This window comes from Pseudomonas sp. MB-090624 (assembly GCF_003205245.1).
Taxonomy (GTDB): Bacteria; Pseudomonadota; Gammaproteobacteria; order Pseudomonadales; family Pseudomonadaceae; genus Aquipseudomonas; species Aquipseudomonas juntendi.
This window is the reverse complement of record NZ_QJRK01000029.1, coordinates 69,962-87,406: the sequence shown is the minus strand read 5'-3', so window position 1 is coordinate 87,406 and position 17,445 is coordinate 69,962. Positions and strand designations below refer to the sequence as shown.

At 62.8% G+C, this 17,445-nt stretch carries 19 protein-coding genes; 15 read left to right on the top strand and 4 right to left on the bottom strand.

Annotation, left to right across the window (positions count from 1 at the left end; all coding sequences use genetic code 11):
- Positions 1 to 126 precede the first annotated feature (126 nt).
- Together DMX12_RS17170 and DMX12_RS17165 are read right to left on the bottom strand one after the other, a co-directional pair.
- A complete protein-coding gene (locus DMX12_RS17170) occupies positions 127 to 1,332 on the bottom strand; it encodes a transporter associated domain-containing protein (protein WP_110678891.1) in 1,206 nt (401 codons plus the stop codon).
- A 9-nt stretch (positions 1,333 to 1,341) separates the two neighbouring features.
- Positions 1,342 to 2,151 (bottom strand): inner membrane protein YpjD, encoded by an 810-nt coding sequence (locus DMX12_RS17165; protein ID WP_009683440.1) that lies wholly within the window; start codon positions 2,149 to 2,151, stop codon positions 1,342 to 1,344.
- Positions 2,152 to 2,193: 42 nt separating this feature from the next.
- Here DMX12_RS17165 and DMX12_RS29325 point away from each other — a divergent pair, with 42 nt between their 5' ends.
- The 13 genes from DMX12_RS29325 (at position 2,194) to DMX12_RS17105 (ending at position 12,441) form a co-directional block, all read left to right on the top strand.
- A complete protein-coding gene (locus tag DMX12_RS29325; RefSeq protein ID WP_156089071.1) occupies positions 2,194 to 2,355 on the top strand; it encodes a hypothetical protein in 162 nt (53 codons plus the stop codon).
- A 170-nt stretch (positions 2,356 to 2,525) separates the two neighbouring features.
- Complete coding sequence (ffh, locus tag DMX12_RS17160) at positions 2,526 to 3,902, top strand: signal recognition particle protein (protein ID WP_009683441.1); 1,377 nt, start codon at positions 2,526 to 2,528, stop codon at positions 3,900 to 3,902.
- A 247-nt stretch (positions 3,903 to 4,149) separates the two neighbouring features.
- Entirely contained in the window at positions 4,150 to 4,401 is a 252-nt protein-coding gene (gene rpsP, locus DMX12_RS17155) for a 30S ribosomal protein S16 (protein WP_008094480.1), read from the top strand.
- Positions 4,402 to 4,406: 5 nt separating this feature from the next.
- Positions 4,407 to 4,943 (top strand): ribosome maturation factor RimM, encoded by a 537-nt coding sequence (gene rimM, locus DMX12_RS17150; RefSeq protein ID WP_009683442.1) that lies wholly within the window; start codon positions 4,407 to 4,409, stop codon positions 4,941 to 4,943.
- A gap of 3 nt (positions 4,944 to 4,946) precedes the next feature.
- Positions 4,947 to 5,699 (top strand): tRNA (guanosine(37)-N1)-methyltransferase TrmD, encoded by a 753-nt coding sequence (trmD, locus tag DMX12_RS17145; RefSeq protein WP_003252146.1) that lies wholly within the window; start codon positions 4,947 to 4,949, stop codon positions 5,697 to 5,699.
- A gap of 42 nt (positions 5,700 to 5,741) precedes the next feature.
- Complete coding sequence (gene rplS, locus DMX12_RS17140; protein ID WP_003252148.1) at positions 5,742 to 6,092, top strand: 50S ribosomal protein L19; 351 nt, start codon at positions 5,742 to 5,744, stop codon at positions 6,090 to 6,092.
- A 95-nt stretch (positions 6,093 to 6,187) separates the two neighbouring features.
- Positions 6,188 to 6,595 (top strand): acyl-CoA thioesterase, encoded by a 408-nt coding sequence (locus DMX12_RS17135; protein ID WP_009683444.1) that lies wholly within the window; start codon positions 6,188 to 6,190, stop codon positions 6,593 to 6,595.
- Between the two features lie 171 nt (positions 6,596 to 6,766).
- Positions 6,767 to 7,663: a site-specific tyrosine recombinase XerD gene (xerD, locus tag DMX12_RS17130; protein WP_029888037.1), complete on the top strand. Its 897-nt coding sequence runs from the start codon at positions 6,767 to 6,769 to the stop codon at positions 7,661 to 7,663.
- Positions 7,664 to 7,815: 152 nt separating this feature from the next.
- Positions 7,816 to 8,559, top strand: a complete 744-nt coding sequence (locus tag DMX12_RS17125; protein WP_110678889.1) for a DsbC family protein — start codon at positions 7,816 to 7,818, stop codon at positions 8,557 to 8,559.
- Positions 8,560 to 8,641: 82 nt separating this feature from the next.
- Positions 8,642 to 9,946 carry a homoserine dehydrogenase gene (locus DMX12_RS17120; RefSeq protein WP_009683447.1) on the top strand — a complete coding sequence of 435 codons (1,305 nt, stop codon included), beginning with the start codon at positions 8,642 to 8,644 and terminating at the stop codon, positions 9,944 to 9,946.
- 168 nt (positions 9,947 to 10,114) lie between these two features.
- Positions 10,115 to 11,524, top strand: a complete 1,410-nt coding sequence (thrC, locus tag DMX12_RS17115; protein WP_110678888.1) for a threonine synthase — start codon at positions 10,115 to 10,117, stop codon at positions 11,522 to 11,524.
- 177 nt (positions 11,525 to 11,701) lie between these two features.
- Entirely contained in the window at positions 11,702 to 12,091 is a 390-nt protein-coding gene (locus DMX12_RS17110) for a response regulator transcription factor (RefSeq protein WP_110678886.1), read from the top strand.
- 68 nt (positions 12,092 to 12,159) lie between these two features.
- Entirely contained in the window at positions 12,160 to 12,441 is a 282-nt protein-coding gene (locus DMX12_RS17105; RefSeq protein WP_110678884.1) for a DUF3509 domain-containing protein, read from the top strand.
- Positions 12,442 to 12,793: 352 nt separating this feature from the next.
- On the opposite strand, the gene DMX12_RS17095 is transcribed toward DMX12_RS17105, so the two are convergent.
- The gene (locus DMX12_RS17095) at positions 12,794 to 13,669 is read right to left on the bottom strand and encodes a TIGR02285 family protein (RefSeq protein ID WP_110678880.1); all 876 of its coding nucleotides are present in this window, start codon (positions 13,667 to 13,669) and stop codon (positions 12,794 to 12,796) included.
- Positions 13,670 to 13,689: 20 nt separating this feature from the next.
- Positions 13,690 to 14,889, bottom strand: a complete 1,200-nt coding sequence (locus DMX12_RS17090) for a CaiB/BaiF CoA-transferase family protein (RefSeq protein WP_110678878.1) — start codon at positions 14,887 to 14,889, stop codon at positions 13,690 to 13,692.
- Between the two features lie 131 nt (positions 14,890 to 15,020).
- Between DMX12_RS17090 and DMX12_RS17085 the strand changes: the two genes are divergently transcribed.
- Complete coding sequence (locus DMX12_RS17085) at positions 15,021 to 15,563, top strand: YaeQ family protein (RefSeq protein WP_009683453.1); 543 nt, start codon at positions 15,021 to 15,023, stop codon at positions 15,561 to 15,563.
- Positions 15,564 to 15,571: 8 nt separating this feature from the next.
- Positions 15,572 to 17,281 carry a single-stranded-DNA-specific exonuclease RecJ gene (gene recJ, locus DMX12_RS17080; RefSeq protein WP_110678876.1) on the top strand — a complete coding sequence of 570 codons (1,710 nt, stop codon included), beginning with the start codon at positions 15,572 to 15,574 and terminating at the stop codon, positions 17,279 to 17,281.
- Positions 17,282 to 17,445: the final 164 nt, after the last annotated feature.

Below are 17,445 nucleotides of genomic sequence, written 5' to 3'. Positions count from 1 at the left end.
GGCGGGCACTGTTCAGGGTGTGGAAGCAGGACCGCGGGGCGTGTCAGTGGGGCGGACTGGCCGTGAAACGCCGGGTGCGGGTAGCAGGCGTGGCGGCGGGGCTGGGTAAGCGTGGGGCGAGTATAGCTAGCGCGCCAGGGTCCACACCAGTACCTTGCTGGCACAATTGTCCTCGGTTTCGAGGATCTCCAGGCGATAGCGGCCGATCTTCAGGCAAACGGCACTTTCGGGAATGCTTTCCAGTGCTTCGGTCACCAGGCCGTTCAGGGTTTTCGGCCCACCGTCGCAGGGCAGGTGCCAGCCCAGGCTGCGGTTGATTTCACGCAGCGAGGCAGTGCCATCGATGACGAATGTGCCATCGGGCTGCGGATGCACGTGCGGGTTTTCCAGGCTCTGTTCGTCTTCGAACTCGCCGACGATTTCTTCGAGAATGTCTTCCAGGGTGACGATACCCAGCACTTCGCCGTACTCGTCCACCACCACACCCAGGCGCCGTTGCTGTTTGTGGAAGTTCAGCAGTTGCATTTGCAGCGGTGTGCTTTCGGGCACGAAATACGGCTCGTAGCAGGCCCCGTGCAGCGCCTCCAGGGTCAACTCGGCCTTGGGCAGCAAATGGCTGATCAGCTTGGTGTTGAGGATCGCCTCAACCTGGTTGATGTCGTTGTGGTACACCGGCAGGCGGGTGTGGCGGCTGACGATCAGCTGTTCGATGATGCGCTCGATCGGCTCGTCGAGGTTGATGCCGTCCACTTCGCTGCGCGGCACCAGGATGTCGTTGACGGTGACCTTGTCCAGCGCCTGCAGGCCGTCGAGCAGGCCGTTGCGGGGCGCTTCGTGGCGCTCGTTCTCATCCGGGTCGTCATCTTCCTGCGGGTGCAGGGGCACTGCCGCTGGTTGCGCGCGGAACGGGCGCAAGATCAGTTTGGCGCAGCCGTCGAGCAGGCAGGCGAACGGCTGCAGCAGCGTGAGCGGCGCTTTCAGCAGGCTTACGCCCAGGCCGGCCAGTGCTTGCGGGTTGCGCCGCGCCAGGCGCCGCGGCAGGAACTCGGCAAACACGAGCAAGGCCACGGCAGCGGCCAGCCCGGCCAGCCAGAAACCGTGCTCGCCGTCGTAGCGCTGCCCGACCAGGCACGCCAGGCCCAGGACCAGCAGTTTGCCGAGGCTGGCGCACAGCACCAGCGCCTGGGCGGGCAACGCTGGCTGGCCATCATCGCCACTGCGTAGCGCGCTAGTGAGTTGCAGGCGCGCAACGTCCACAGCGGTGAACAGCGCTGCCCAGAGCAGCGCCAATGCCAGCGTGACCAGTAGCGGTGCGTACGGCAGGGTGTCCATGGGTGGCCGTCAGATATGCAGAATGAATTCGCGAACCAGCTTGCTGCCGAAATAGGCCAGCATCAGCAGGCAGAAACCGGCCAGCGTCCAGCGAATGGCCTTGTGGCCGCGCCAACCCAGGCGGGTTCGCCCCCACAGCAGCACGCTGAATACGACCCAGGCAACGCAGGCCAGCAAGGTCTTGTGCACCAGGTGCTGGGCGAACAGGTTTTCGAGGAACAGCCAGCCGGAGATCAGCGACAGCGACAGCAGGCACCAGCCGGCCCAGAGGAAGCCGAACAACAGGCTTTCCATGGTTTGCAGCGGCGGGAAGTTGCGGATCAGCCCGGACGGGTGCTTGTTCTTCAGCTGCCGGTCCTGCAGCAGCAGCAGCAGCGACTGGAACACGGCAATGGTGAACAGCCCGTAGGCCAGGATCGACAACAGGATGTGCGCAAGAATGCCCGGCTCCTCGTCGATCAGTGGCACCGTGCCGGGTGGCGCGAACTGCGCCAGCAAGGCCGTTACTGCGCCCAGCGGGAACAGCAGCACCAGCAGGTTTTCCACCGGTATGCGCAGGCAGGCGAGCAGGGTCAGGGCAATCACTGCCACGGCGATCAGGCTGGCTGCGCTGAAGAAGTCCAGGCTCAGGCCCAGTGGGGTGATCAACTGGAAGAACAGTGCGCCGGCCTGGGCCAGCACCGCAACGGCACCGAGCAGGCCGAGCAGGCGCTTGTCGGCCTTGCGGCCCTGGGCGAGGTATGAGCCCTGGTAGATGGCCGCTGCTATATAAAGGCCGGCGGCGATCAGGTTGGGGATGAGGCTGGGTGAGGAGAACATAAGTCCTGATTGGCGAGCCTTAAAGAGACGGAGTTTGGCATAGTGAGCTGCAAGCTGGAAGCTGCAAGCCTGAAGCGGGGGGCTTTAAGCGGCAAGCTTCAAGCGGCAAGCTTCAAGCTTCAAGCTTCAAGCTTCAAGCTTCAAGCGGCAAGCTTCAAGAAAAAGCAGCCATTCCGCGCATCGGCTCTTGCTTGTAGCTTGTAGCTTGTAGCTTGTAGCTTGTAGCTTGCCGCTTGCCGCTTGCCGCTCGGAAGCCAAGGTGGGCGCCGCCGCCGCACTTCGCTATAATCGCCGCCTTGCTGTGCCTGGCGGGTATGCTTTTCCCTGCAGGCGCCTGACAAACCTCGGCTTTTACTGGGCCTGAAAGGATCACCATGTTCGAAAACCTGACCGACCGCCTGTCACAGACGCTGCGCCACGTCACCGGCAAGGCCAAGCTGACTGAAGACAACATCAAGGACACGCTGCGCGAAGTGCGCATGGCCCTGCTCGAGGCCGACGTCGCCCTGCCGGTGGTCAAGGATTTCGTCAACAGCGTCAAGGACCGTGCGGTCGGCACCGAAGTGTCGCGCAGCCTCACCCCGGGCCAGGCGTTCGTCAAGATCGTGCAGGCCGAGCTGGAAAGCCTCATGGGCGCGGCCAACGAAGACCTGGCGCTCAATGCCGCCCCGCCTGCCGTGGTACTGATGGCCGGCTTGCAGGGCGCCGGCAAGACCACCACCGCTGGCAAGTTGGCGCGCTTCCTCAAGGAGCGCAAGAAAAAGAGCGTGATGGTGGTGTCCGCCGACGTCTATCGCCCGGCGGCGATCAAGCAGCTGGAAACCCTGGCCAACGACATCGGTGTCACCTTCTTCCCGTCCGACATCAGCCAGAAGCCGGTGGCCATTGCCGAAGCGGCCATCCGCGAAGCCAAGCTCAAGTTCATCGACGTGGTCATCGTCGACACCGCCGGCCGCCTGCACATCGATGCCGACATGATGGCCGAGATCAAGGCGCTGCACGCTGCGGTCAAGCCGATCGAAACCCTGTTCGTGGTCGACGCCATGACCGGCCAGGACGCCGCCAACACCGCCAAGGCCTTTGGCGAGGCGCTGCCGTTGACCGGCGTGGTACTGACCAAGGTCGACGGTGACGCCCGTGGCGGTGCTGCGCTGTCGGTGCGTGCCATCACCGGCAAGCCGATCAAGTTCATCGGTATGGGTGAAAAAACCGAGGCCCTCGAGCCGTTCCACCCCGACCGCGTGGCCTCGCGCATCCTGGGCATGGGCGATGTGCTCAGCCTGATCGAGCAGGCCGAGCAGACCATCGACAAGGCCAAGGCCGACAAGCTGGCCAAGAAGCTGAAGAAGGGCAAGGGCTTCGACCTCGAAGACTTCCGCGACCAGCTGCAGCAAATGAAGAACATGGGCGGCCTGGGTGGCCTGATGGACAAGCTGCCGAGCATCGGCGGGGTCAACCTGTCGCAGATGGGCAACGCCCAGGGCGCGGCCGAGAAGCAGTTCAAGCAGATGGAAGCGATCATCAACTCCATGACCCCGGCCGAGCGCCGCGACCCTGACCTGATCAGCGGTTCGCGCAAGCGCCGTATCGCCCTGGGTTCCGGTACCCAGGTGCAGGACATCGGCCGGCTGATCAAGCAGCACAAGCAGATGCAGAAGATGATGAAGAAGTTCTCTGCCAAGGGCGGCATGGCCAAGATGATGCGCGGCCTGGGCGGTATGCTCCCGGGCGGCGGCATGCCCAAGCTGTAACACATATTCCGGGTGCCTGCCTTTCGTCGGGCAGGCGCCCAGAACCCCCGCCATGGCGGGGCAACGGCCGCGAATTTCGCGGCGCAACCGGCAAATCTGGACGGCGGGGCGGTGCCTTGCCGAAAAAGTCATTTGCAAATGTCCGTGTATTCCCCGAGAATATGCGGCCTTTTGGGCACCCGTGTGCCTATTTGGCATTCAGATTTGCAGTAAAAACTGCAACACCGACTATAGGAACGATGTTCACATGGTAACCATTCGTCTGGCCCGTGGCGGCTCGAAAAAGCGCCCATTCTACCACCTGACCGTGACCAACTCGCGTAACGCCCGTGACGGCCGTTTCGTTGAGCGCGTTGGCTTCTTCAACCCGATCGCATCGGGCGCCGAAGTCAAGCTGTCGGTCAACCAGGAGCGCGTCACCTACTGGCTGAGCCAGGGCGCACAGCCGTCTGAGCGCGTTGCTCAGCTGCTGAAGGACGCTGCCAAGGCCGCTGCCTGAAACGTATGAACGCGACGCCAGAAAAGGCTGACGACCTCATCGTCGTTGGCAAGATTTTTTCGGTTCACGGCGTTCGCGGCGAGGTGAAGGTGTATTCCTTTACCGATCCGATTGAAAACCTGTTGGATTATCCGCGCTGGACGCTTCGGCACGAAGGCAAGGTAAAGCAGGTCGAGCTGGTCAGCGGTCGTGGCTCCCAAAAGGGCCTGGTCGTGAAACTGAAAGGCCTCGATGATCGTGATGAAGCCCGGCTTCTGAGTGGTTACGAAATCTGCATTGCGCGGAGCCTTTTGCCCAACCTGGCTGCCGACGAGTACTACTGGTACCAGTTGGTGGGTCTGAAGGTCATCAACCAGGACGAACACCTGTTCGGCAAGGTCGATCACCTGTTGGAGACTGGCGCGAACGATGTAATGGTGGTCAAGCCCTGTGCGGGCAGCCTGGATGATCGCGAGCGGCTGTTGCCCTATACGGAGCAATGCGTGCTGGCAATCGACCTGGAAGCAGGCACGATGCGGGTTGAGTGGGACGCGGATTTCTAAACGATGGGTAACCTTCGCGTAGATGTCATCACGTTGTTCCCCGAGATGTTCTCGGCCATCACGGAGTACGGCATTACCAGCCGCGCGGTGAAACAAGGGTTGCTTCAGGTGACTTGCTGGAACCCGCGGGACTACACCACAGATCGTCACCACACGGTAGATGATCGGCCGTTTGGCGGTGGTCCGGGCATGGTGATGAAAATCAAGCCTCTGGAAGATGCACTGGTTAGCGCCAGGCAGGCAACCGGAGCTGCGGCGAAGGTGATCTACCTTTCGCCACAAGGCCGCAAGCTGACTCAGCAAGCGGTCAAAGGCCTGGCCGAACAGGAGTCGTTGATCCTGATCGCCGGTCGTTATGAGGGCATCGACGAGCGCTTTATCGAGGCTCATGTCGATGAGGAGTGGTCGATTGGTGACTATGTGCTTTCCGGTGGCGAGCTGCCGGCCATGGTACTGATCGATGCGGTTACGCGGCTGCTGCCCGGAGCTTTAGGGCATGTGGACTCGGCGGAAGAGGATTCCTTTACCGACGGTCTGCTTGATTGCCCGCACTACACCCGGCCTGAGGTGTATGCGGATCAGCGTGTTCCCGACGTGTTGCTAAGTGGCAACCATGCACACATCCGGCGTTGGAGGATGAAGCAGTCCCTTGGTAGGACCTTCGAACGACGCGCCGATCTTCTGGAAAGTCGCTCGCTTTCTGGAGAAGAGAAGAAGCTGCTCGAGGAATATCTCCGCGAGCGGGACGATAGTTAAACGTATCGATGGTGGATCGCGTATCCATCTTAGGAGCACAGCATGACCAACAAGATCATCCAGCAGCTCGAAGCCGAGCAGATGAGCAAGGAAATCCCGACCTTCGCGCCAGGCGACACCGTTGTCGTTCAGGTTAAAGTGAAGGAAGGTGAGCGTTCCCGTCTGCAGGCGTTCGAAGGCGTCGTTATCGCCAAGCGTAACCGCGGTCTGAACAGCGCCTTCACCGTGCGCAAGATCTCCAGCGGCGTTGGCGTAGAACGTACCTTCCAGACCTACAGCCCGCAAATCGACAGCCTGGCCGTGAAACGTCGTGGTGACGTGCGTAAAGCCAAGCTGTACTACCTGCGCGACCTGTCCGGCAAAGCCGCTCGCATCAAGGAAAAACTGTCCTGAGTACAGTTTGCCCGGTGGCCGAGGCCGCCTAGCGAGAGAAAAGCAGCCTTCGGGCTGCTTTTTTGCTTTTTCAACCTTCAGAAGATGGAATTGCGATGACTACCCGAGACCAGGAAATTCAGCGCCGCACCGAACTGTCGGTTACCCGCGTGACCAAGGCGGTGTTCCCCAACACCACCAACCACCACAACACCCTGTTCGGCGGTACTGCGCTGGCCTGGATGGACGAGGTGTCGTTCATCGCTGCCACGCGCTTCTGCCGCCTGCCGCTGGTGACCGTGTCCACCGACCGCATCGACTTCAAGCACCCGATCCCGGCCGGCTCGATCGTCGAGTTGGTGGGCACGGTGATCAAGGTCGGCAACACCAGTTTGCAGGTGCAAGTGGATGTGTTCGTAGAAAACATGTACCTGGACGGCCGTGAGCGTGCGATCCATGGGGTGTTCAGCTTTGTCGCCATCGACGAGGACAAGCGCCCGGTGCCGGTTTTGCCCCAGGCCTGAGTTCTTCTGCACTGGCCCTTTCGCCGGCGCGCTCGCTTCTACAAGCCATGCAAAGCATTCAAAGCCTGTGCAGGCCCTGTGGGAGCGGGCGTGCCCGCGAAGAGGCCGGTACAGACAACCCCCAGGCTGCTGTGAAACACTAGCCCCATCTCCAACACCCAGCAGCCCTGAATGCCCGCCCTAGACCACCCCCTGATCGACCAGTTCCTCGACGCCCTGTGGCTTGAGAAAGGCCTGTCCGACAACACCCGCGTGTCCTACCGCAGTGACCTGGCCCTGTTCAACGGCTGGCTGCATGAGCGCTCCGTGGCGCTGCCCGACGCTGGCCGCGACCTGATCCTCGACCACCTGGCCTGGCGCCTGGAGCAGGGCTACAAGCCGCGCTCCACGGCACGTTTCATCTCCGGCCTGCGCGGCTTCTTCCGTTACCTGTTGCGGGAAAAGCTGGTGGCCATCGACCCGACCTTGCAGGTCGACATGCCGCAACTGGGCAAGCCTTTACCCAAGTCGCTGTCCGAAGCGGACGTCGAAGCCCTGCTGCAGGCCCCGGACCTGGGCGAGGCCATCGGCCAGCGTGATCGCGCCATGCTCGAAGTGCTGTACGCTTGTGGTCTGCGCGTCACCGAACTGGTCAGCCTGGCCCTCGACCAGGTCAACCTGCGCCAGGGCGTGCTGCGGGTCATGGGCAAAGGCAGCAAAGAGCGCCTGGTTCCCATGGGCGAAGAAGCCGTGGTATGGCTGGAGCGCTACCTGCGCGGTGGCCGTGCCGAACTGCTCAATGGCCGCCCCAGTGATGTACTGTTCCCCAGCCTTCGCGGCGAGCAGATGACCCGCCAGACCTTCTGGCACCGCATCAAGCACCATGCCCGCGTGGCCGGTATCGACAAGCCGCTGTCCCCGCATACGCTGCGCCATGCCTTTGCCACCCATTTGCTCAACCATGGCGCCGACCTGCGCGTGGTGCAGATGCTGCTGGGCCACAGCGACCTGTCGACCACGCAGATCTACACCCATGTGGCCAAGGCTCGCCTGCAACAGTTGCACGCCCAGCACCACCCGCGTGGATGAATGTTTTTCATGTTCCGCCGACCGGTCCTTGCCAGGCCCTTCACCAGCAGCGTGATGTGGTAGGCTTGGGCGGTTTGCACCAAGGGCCGCACGCTCACCGCTCTTTTTCGCCGGTGGCGCCCTCCGGTCCCTGTCCGCCTTCAGGAGTTCCCATGCGCGTGACCCAGTTTTTCGCCGCCGCCGCGTTGGCGCTGGCCAGTACCTTTGCGCTTGCCGCGGCAACCGACAGCAATGCCGGTGCCGAGCAGGCCATCCGTAAATCACTGCAAAACCTCGAGCTGGAAGTACCCGTGGAAAGCGTGGCCAGCAGCCCGCTGAACGGCCTGTACGAAGTCACGCTCCAGGGCGGCCGGGTGCTCTACGCCAGCGCCGATGGCCAGTTCGTGATGCAGGGGTATCTGTTCCAGATCCAGAACGGCAAGCCGGTCAACCTTACCGAAAAAACCGAACGCCAAGGCGTGGCCAAGCTCATCAACGGCATTCCAGCCGCCGAGATGGTGGTTTATCCTGCCAAGGGCGAAACCAAGTCGCATATCACCGTTTTCACCGACACCACCTGCCCGTACTGCCACAAGCTGCACGCCGAAGTGCCTGAACTGAACCGCCGCGGTATCGAAGTGCGCTATGTCGCCTTCCCGCGCCAGGGCCTCGGTTCGCCGGGTGACCAGCAATTGCAGGCGGTGTGGTGCTCCAGCGACCGCCGCGCGGCGATGGACAAAATGGTCGAAGGCGAGGAAATCAAGGCGGCCAAGTGCGCCAACCCGGTCGGCAAGCAGTTCCAGCTGGGCCAGTCGATCGGTGTCAACGGCACGCCGGCCATCGTGCTGGAAAGCGGCCAGGTCATTCCGGGCTACCAGCCGGCACCACAGGTCGCCAAGCTGGCACTGGCCAAGTAATCCAATTCAGTACGCCGTCGTCATGGGGTGACGGCATGTTTCACGGTCGGCAAGGTGCCGGCCGTTCAATGGGGAGTTCACAGTGAAACCGGTCAAAGTAGGCATCTGTGGGTTGGGGACCGTCGGTGGCGGAACCTTCAATGTACTTCAGCGCAACGCCGAGGAGATTGCCCGTCGTGCCGGGCGCGGTATTGAAGTGGCACAGATCGCCATGCGCTCGCAGAACCCGAACTGCCAGATTACCGGTACCCCCATTACCGCTGATGTGTTCGACGTTGCGAGCAACCCCGAGATCGACATCGTCATCGAGCTGATCGGCGGCTACACCATCGCCCGCGACCTGGTGCTAAAGGCCATCGAGAACGGCAAGCACGTGGTCACCGCCAACAAGGCGCTGATCGCCGTGCACGGCAACGAAATCTTTGCCAAGGCCCGCGAAAAAGGCGTGATCGTCGCCTTCGAAGCGGCCGTGGCCGGCGGCATCCCGGTGATCAAGGCCATCCGTGAAGGCCTGTCAGCCAACCGCATCAACTGGCTGGCCGGCATCATCAACGGTACCGGCAACTTCATCCTCACCGAAATGCGCGAGAAGGGCCGGGCCTTCCCCGATGTGCTGGCCGAAGCGCAGGCGCTGGGCTACGCCGAAGCCGACCCTACCTTCGACGTCGAAGGCATCGATGCTGCGCACAAGCTGACCATCCTCGCCTCCATCGCGTTCGGCATTCCGCTGCAGTTCGACAAGGCCTACACCGAAGGCATCACCCAGCTGACCACCGCTGACGTGAACTACGCCGAGGCCCTCGGCTACCGCATCAAGCACCTGGGCGTGGCCCGGCGCACCGCGGAAGGCATCGAGTTGCGCGTGCACCCGACCTTGATCCCCGCCGACCGCCTGATCGCCAACGTCAACGGCGTGATGAACGCCGTGATGGTCAACGGTGACGCCGCAGGTTCGACCCTGTACTACGGTGCCGGTGCCGGCATGGAGCCAACCGCCTCGTCGGTGGTTGGCGACCTGGTCGACGTGGTCCGTGCCATGACCTCCGACCCGGAAAACCGCGTACCGCACCTGGCCTTCCAGCCCGATTCGCTGTCGGCCCACCCGATCCTGCCGATCGAAGCCTGCGAGAGCGCCTACTACCTGCGTATCCAGGCCAAGGATCACCCAGGCGTGCTGGCCCAGGTGGCCAGCATCCTTTCCGAGCGTGGTATCAACATCGAGTCGATCATGCAGAAGGAAGCCGAGGAACAGGACGGCCTGGTACCGATGATCCTGGTCACCCACGGCGTGGTCGAGCAGCGCATCAATGATGCCATCGTCGCCCTGGAAGCCCTGCAGGACGTGGTCGGCAAGGTTGTGCGCATTCGCGTCGAGCAGCTCAACTAAGCGGCAAGCCTCAAGCTGCAAGCTGCAAGAAAGGCAGTGCAGTGTTGAGGCTTCGAATAGAGTTAATTCGCGGCAAGGGCGAGACGCAAGGCACAAGAGCAACGCCGTTCGGCTTTTTCTTGTCGCTTGCAGCTCGAAGCTTGCCGCTCAAACCAAAGGTTTGCACCCATGCGCTATATCAGTACCCGCGGCCAGGCACCGGCCCTGAATTTCGAAGACGTGCTGCTGGCTGGCCTGGCCAGTGACGGCGGCCTGTATGTGCCGGAAAACCTGCCACGTTTCACCCAGGAAGAAATCGCTTCGTGGGCCGGCCTGCCGTACCACGAACTGGCCTTCCGGGTCATGCGCCCGTTCGTTGAAGGCAGCATCGCCGACGCCGACTTCAAGAAGATCCTCGAAGAAACCTACGGCGAGTTCGCCCACGCAGCGGTGGCCCCGCTGCGCCAGTTGAACGGCAACGAATGGGTACTCGAGCTGTTCCACGGCCCAACCCTGGCGTTCAAGGACTTTGCCTTGCAACTGCTCGGGCGCCTGCTCGACCACGTGCTGGCCAAGCGCAACGAGCGCGTGGTGATCATCGGCGCCACCAGTGGTGACACCGGCTCCGCGGCCATCGAAGGCTGCCGCCGTTGCGACAACGTCGACATCTTCATCCTGCACCCGCACCAGCGCGTGTCGGAAGTACAGCGGCGGCAGATGACCACCATTTTCGGTGACAACATCCACAACATCGCCATCGAAGGCAACTTCGACGATTGCCAGGAAATGGTCAAGGCCAGCTTCGCCGACCAGTCGTTCCTCAAGGGCACCCGCCTGGTGGCCGTGAACTCGATCAACTGGGCGCGCATCATGGCCCAGATCGTCTACTACTTCCATGCCGCCCTGCAGTTGGGTGGGCCGTCGCGTTCCGTGGCGTTCTCGGTGCCGACCGGCAACTTTGGCGACATTTTTGCCGGCTACCTGGCGCGCAACATGGGCCTGCCGGTCAGCCAGCTGATCGTGGCCACCAACCGCAACGACATCCTGCACCGCTTCATGAGCGGCAACCAGTACGTCAAGGAAACCCTGCACGCCACCTTGTCGCCGTCGATGGACATCATGGTGTCGTCCAACTTCGAGCGCCTGCTGTTCGACCTGCACGGCCGCAACGGTGGCGCAATTGCCGAACTGATGGCCAACTTCAAGCAGGGTGGCGGCTTCAGCGTCGAGCAGGACCGCTGGACCGAAGCCCGCAAGCTGTTCGATTCGTTGGCCGTCAGCGACGAACAGACCTGCGAGACCATCGCCGAGGTGTTCGCTGCCACTGGCGAGGTCCTCGACCCGCACACCGCGATCGGCGTCAAGGCCGCCCGTGAGTGCCGCCGCAACCTGGACACGCCGATGGTGGTGCTGGGTACCGCGCACCCGGTCAAGTTCCCTGAAGCGGTAGAAAAGGCCGGTGTGGGCAAGGCACTCGAGCTGCCGGCGCACCTCAGCGACCTGTTCAGCCGTGAGGAGCGTTGCACGGTGCTGGCCAATGACCTGAAAGCGGTACAGGGCTTTGTCAGCCAGCATGGCAACCGCGGCAAGCCATTGTAATGGCTGTGCCTGGGGCTGCTGCGCAGCCCCGTCGCGATACAAGGCCGCTCCTGCAGGCAACCGCGTTGGCTTCAGCTGACGCGGTATAGCCAGTTCCCGCAGCTTAATCAGAATCATCCTATTCAGGCGGCATTCACCAGCGCCTAAATTAGCCGGTCCTCCCATCAGGAGCGGCTCATGCACCAGACCGTCGTGTTGATTCATCAGGCACGCCCATCGCACCAGATCCTGCTGCACCAGGCCCTCAACGCGCAGGGCGTGTTCGCTGTGCGCATCAGCGCGACCACCGCTGAACTGGATGCCCGCCTTGGCGCCGAACGCCGCCCAGACCTGCTGATTCTCGACCACGCCATGCCAACCAGGGCCGGCCGTGCCCTGCTCGCACGTCTGGCCCAGGCCCGTGCCCTGTTGTTCGTCGGCCAGCCTGCGCCGCAGCGTTTCGACCTGGCCCAAGAGGCGCGCAATCAAGGCCTGTGGGTACTCGCCGAGCTGCCCTGGCCGTTGTCGATGCCGCGCCTGCAGCGCGCCCTGCAGACGCTGCAGGCGCGGCATCGACAAGGGCCATAGCAAGGCGAACTTTCCGCTGTGCCCGCGGGTCAGTTGCTCTATATCCCACCACGCAGCGAGTGAACCGGATGGAAAGAATCTGCAGCCTGCTCAACGATGCACTGAGCCCTTATCAGACCCACCTCGGCGTTGCCGATGCCAACGGTAATCGCCAACTCACGGTTCAAGGCGGCCTCACGGGGGTGACCTTGCAGCGCACTGTCAGTGAGCGCCAGTTACAGGAACACCGCCTGTTGATCGACCTGGTGGATGGTTTGCACCGTGACCTGCAGATAGCCGAGGGGCGGCTGCAGCCTTGCGTGATCGCTGCGCTGCAACAATGCCAGCAACCGCAGGGAACCTTTGCCTAAAGGATTCATCTGACACAGTAGGGGCAGCCAGCCAGCGCTTTGCTCCGGCGCTGGCAAAACTGCCACGGGAAGTCCTCAAGGGCTTTCGCTTGACCCCGGGCGTCCTTCCCCAGCGCCCGGGGTTTCTTTTTTCTGGGTTCTCTACCGGCCCTGTCGCGCCGCGGACTCAATTCGTAAGCGCGACGCGGCCTGTGTGGGAGCGGGCGTGCCCGCGAACAACGGCGTAGCCGGTGCCAGCCACCGCGCTGGATTTTTCGCGGGCATGCCCGCTCCCACAAAGTCCCCGCTAAATCAATAAGTTATGCAATTTTCTCTGGAGCTGGCTTGCCCGCGACAGGGCCGGTGCAGGCATTTAATGTGCTTCGAAGAAACGCTTGCTTTCTTCCAGGTAGTTTCTGCGCGAGACCGGATCCAGCCAGTGGGCATACAGCCCAGGCAGCACGTCCCGTCGCAACGCAAGCAGCAACTGGTCGATATGCGCCACTGCCGCGCGCCCCAGTTCGCTGTCCGAGCACCCCACGTGCAGAAACTGGTAGCGCTCCACCCCCTGCACTGGATAAAACTGATAATCGGCCAGCGCGGCGCCTTGCTGCTGGATCAGGTAACGCACCTCAGGCCAGTAGCCGAGCACCAGGCGCAGGCGCCCCAACTGCTGCATCTGCAGCAGGTTGGCGGTGGCTTCGTTACCGTAATGGCGGCTGAGCACAGTGTCTGGCAGCTGGCGCAAAATGCTGTCGATCTGCAGGCCATAACTGCGTTCGGCAACGACCCCGAGTTTCAGTGCGGTTTTGCTCAGCAGGCCATGCAGGTCTACCTGCTGGCCCTGCAGATAGGGGGCCACCAGTGCCTGGCTTTCCTTGCGGCCCACCAGGCCGCCACTGAGCACGCCCAGGGAGGGCAGGGAGAACTGCACATATTCCTCACGTTGGGGTGTCCACAGCAGCGTCGGGTCGCAGGTGAAGGTGTTGCGGTCCTGCAGCATCTGGATTCCGCGGGCACGGGTGACGCGCTGGATGGCGTGGTCGTACTCGGGCATCTGCGCAATCAACAGGGGCAGCAGTTGGTCGATTACCCCTCGGCCTTGCTCCGGGCCGTCGAAAATGGTGAATGGTGGCAGGTCACGCACCAGCCAGAACAGGCGTTCCTTGGCAATGGCAGGGTGCAGCAGCAATGCGGCCATCAGCCCGCAAAGCAGGACCAGCGGGCGTAGGCGGCGGGCGGCGCGCATGCGGCCGGGCTGCGCCTGGTTCAGACCGTGCCTGCGGCGCGCAAGCTGGCGATGGCCGCCGCGTCATAGCCAAGGCTGGCCAGCAGTGCCTCGGTGTGCTCGCCAAGGGCCGGGCCCACCCATTCGCTCGAACCTGGGGTTTCCGACAGCTTGGGCACGATGCCAGGCATCTTGAATGGCTTGCCGTCGGGCAGCTTGGCCTGGAGGAACATTTTCCGAGCCAGGTACTGCGGGTCGCTGAACATGTCCTCGGCGGAGTAGATCCGGCTGGCCGGGACCTCGGCGGCGGTCAGCACCTGCATCAGCGTTTCCAGCGGCAGGCTGTTGGCCCAGCGGTCGATCACCCCGTACAGCTCATCCCGGCGAAGGTCGCGGCCATCGTTGCTGGCCAGGCTTGGGTCGTCAGCCAGGTCGGCACGCCCGATGGCCTGCATGAAGCGCTTGAAGATCGCATCGCCGTTGGCGCCGATCTGTACATGCTTGCCGTCGGCGCTGGTGTGGATGGAGGAGGGGGTAATGCCGGGCATGATGTTGCCGGTGCGTTCACGGATAAAACCGAATACATCGAATTCCGGGACCATGCTTTCCATCATGGCGAAGATGGCTTCGTACAGCGCTACGTCCACCACCTGGCCCTGGCCGCCGTTGACCTCCCTGTGGCGCAGCGCCATCAGCGCGCCGATAACGCCCCACAAGGCGGCGATCGAGTCGCCGATCGAAATGCCGGTGCGCACCGGTGGCCGGTCGTCGAAGCCGGTGATGTAGCGCAGGCCGCCCATCGACTCGCCTACGGCACCAAAACCTGGTTGGTCCTTCATTGGCCCGGTCTGGCCAAAGCCCGACAGGCGCACCATGACCAGCCCAGGGTTGAGCGCATGCAGCACATCCCAGCCCAGGCCAAGCTTTTCGAGCACGCCCGGGCGGAAGTTCTCGATCAGGATGTCGGCGTCGGCCAGCAGCCTTTGCAATACCTCGCGGCCTTCGGGGTGTTTCAGGTTGAGGGTCAGCGACTGCTTGTTGCGCGCCTGCACGAACCACCACAGGGAGGTGCCTTCGTACAGCTTGCGCCACTTGCGCAGCGGGTCGCCGCCATCGGGCGACTCGACCTTGACCACCTCGGCACCGAATTCGGCGCAGATGCGCGAGGCGAATGGCCCGGCGATCAGTGTGCCGAGTTCGACAACTTTGAGGCCGGCGAGGGGTTTGCTGGGCGTCGACATGGGGCATCCGTGGCAGTTGGGCAGAGCGGTGGTTTTATCACACGGCGGTTGCGCCGGGTACTGCCGCGGCGCATGGCGAGTGCGGATGGGTTAGACTGTGCGACTTTTCTTTTGCACGAAGCCCGTCGACCATGGCCCAGCCGTCCACCACCTACAAGTTCGAACTGAATCTCACCGATCTTGACCGTAACGTCTACCAAAGCGTCAAGCAGACCATCGCGCGCCACCCTTCGGAAACCGAAGAGCGCATGGCGGTGCGGTTGTTGGCCTACGCGCTCTGGTACAACGAGAACCTGTCGTTCGGCCGTGGCCTGTCGGATGTAGATGAGCCGGCACTGTGGGAAAAGAGCCTGGACGACCGCGTGCTGCACTGGATCGAAGTGGGCCAACCCGATGCCGAGCGCCTGACCTGGTGCTCGCGGCGCACCGAACGCACCAGCCTGCTGGCCTATGGCAGCCTGCGCGTGTGGGAAGGCAAGGTGGTCAGCGCGGTCAAGAACCTCAAGAACCTGAACATCGCCGCAGTGCCGCAGGAGGTGCTGGAAACCCTGGCCGCCGACATGCCGCGCGCCATCAAGTGGGATGTGATGATCAGCGAAGGTACGGTCTTCGTTACCGACGACCGTGGCCAGCACGAAGTGCAACTGCAGTGGCTACTGGGTGAGCGTGGCTGAAGCAACCCATGCGTATCGAACCTCGCCCCCTGCCTGCGACCCTGCCTTTTCTGGGTAACCTGCCACCCTTGCTCACCCGTTTGTATGCCGCACGCGGCGTGCAAAGCGAGGCCGAACTGGACAAAAGCCTTGCGCGGCTGCTGCCGTATCAGCAGCTCAAGGGCATCGAGGCCGGCGTCGACCTGCTGGTCGCTGCCATAGACCAGCGCCAGCGCATTCTCATTGTCGGCGACTTCGACGCCGACGGTGCCACCGCAAGTACGGTTGGGGTGCTGGGCTTGCGTTTGTTGGGGGCAGCCCATGTCGATTACCTGGTGCCCAACCGTTTTGAATACGGTTACGGCCTGACGCCTGAAATCGTCGAAGTTGCCTTGCAGCGCCAGCCGCAGTTGCTGATTACCGTGGACAACGGCATTTCCAGCGTCGACGGGGTGGCCGCTGCCAAGGCCGCTGGGCTGAGAGTGCTGGTGACCGACCATCACTTGCCAGGCGAACAACTGCCCGATGCCGACGCCATCATCAACCCCAACCAGCCGGGTTGCAGCTTCCCGAGCAAGGCGCTGGCCGGGGTCGGTGTCATCTTCTATGTGCTGATGGCCCTGCGCGCGCGGTTGCGCAGCCTGGGCCGCTACGCGACACAACCCCAGCCGAACATCGGTGAACTGCTCGACCTGGTCGCCCTGGGCAGCGTGGCCGATGTGGTGCCGCTGGATGCCAACAACCGCATCCTGGTGCACCAGGGCCTGGAGCGCATCCGTGCCGGCCGTGCCCGCCCGGGCTTGAAGGCCATTCTTGAGGTGGCCCGCCGCGATCACCGGCGCATCACCTCCACCGACCTGGGTTTCATTCTTGGCCCACGCCTGAATGCTGCCGGGCGCCTGGACGACATGAGCCTGGGCATCGAATGCCTGCTGTGCGAAGACCCGGCGCTGGCCCAGGACATGGCGCAGCAGTTGGATGACCTGAACCAGGACCGCAAGTCCATCGAGCAAGGCATGCAGCGCGAGGCGCTGGCCCAGCTCAAGGACCTGCCGGTCGAGTCGATGCCTTACGGCTTGTGCCTGTTCGATGCCGACTGGCACCAGGGCGTGATCGGTATTCTGGCGTCGCGGCTGAAGGAGCGTTACCACCGGCCGACCATTGCCTTCGCCGATGCAGGCGCTGGCATGCTGAAGGGCTCGGCGCGTTCTGTGCCAGGGTTCCATATTCGCGATGCGCTGGATGCCGTGGCGGCGCGCCACCCGCAATTGATCAGCAAGTTCGGCGGCCACGCCATGGCCGCTGGCTTGTCGTTGCCAGAGGCAAATTTCCCGGCCTTTGCCGAGGCTTTCGACGAAGAGGTACGGCGCCAGCTGCGTGAAGACGACCTGACCGGGCGCCTGCTGTCCGACGGCAGCCTGGCGGTGGAAGAATTCCACCTCGATCTGGCCAAGGCGCTACGCAATGCCGGGCCATGGGGCCAGCATTTCCCTGAGCCGCTGTTTCATGGCGTATTCCAGTTGGTGGAGCAGCGCGTGGTGGGCGAGCGGCACTTGAAGGTGGTACTGAAGAGCGAGTGTGGCTCGGTGCGGCTGGATGGCATTGCCTTCGGCATCGACCGCGACGTATGGCCGAACCCGACGGTGCGCTGGGTCGAGTTGGCGTACAAGCTGGATGTGAACGAGTTTCGGGGCAATGAAAGTGTGCAGTTGATGATTGCCCACATGGAGCCGCGTTGACCCTGTAGGAGCGGCCTTGTGTCGCGATGGGCTGCAAAGCAGCCCCAGGTTGTCAGCATATATGCACAAGTCCAGGCTTTCAGCACAGCTGCAAAAACCCAGGCTTTCAGCACATTTACACAAATTGTCGGGGCTGCCTTGCAGCCCATCGCGACACAAGGCCG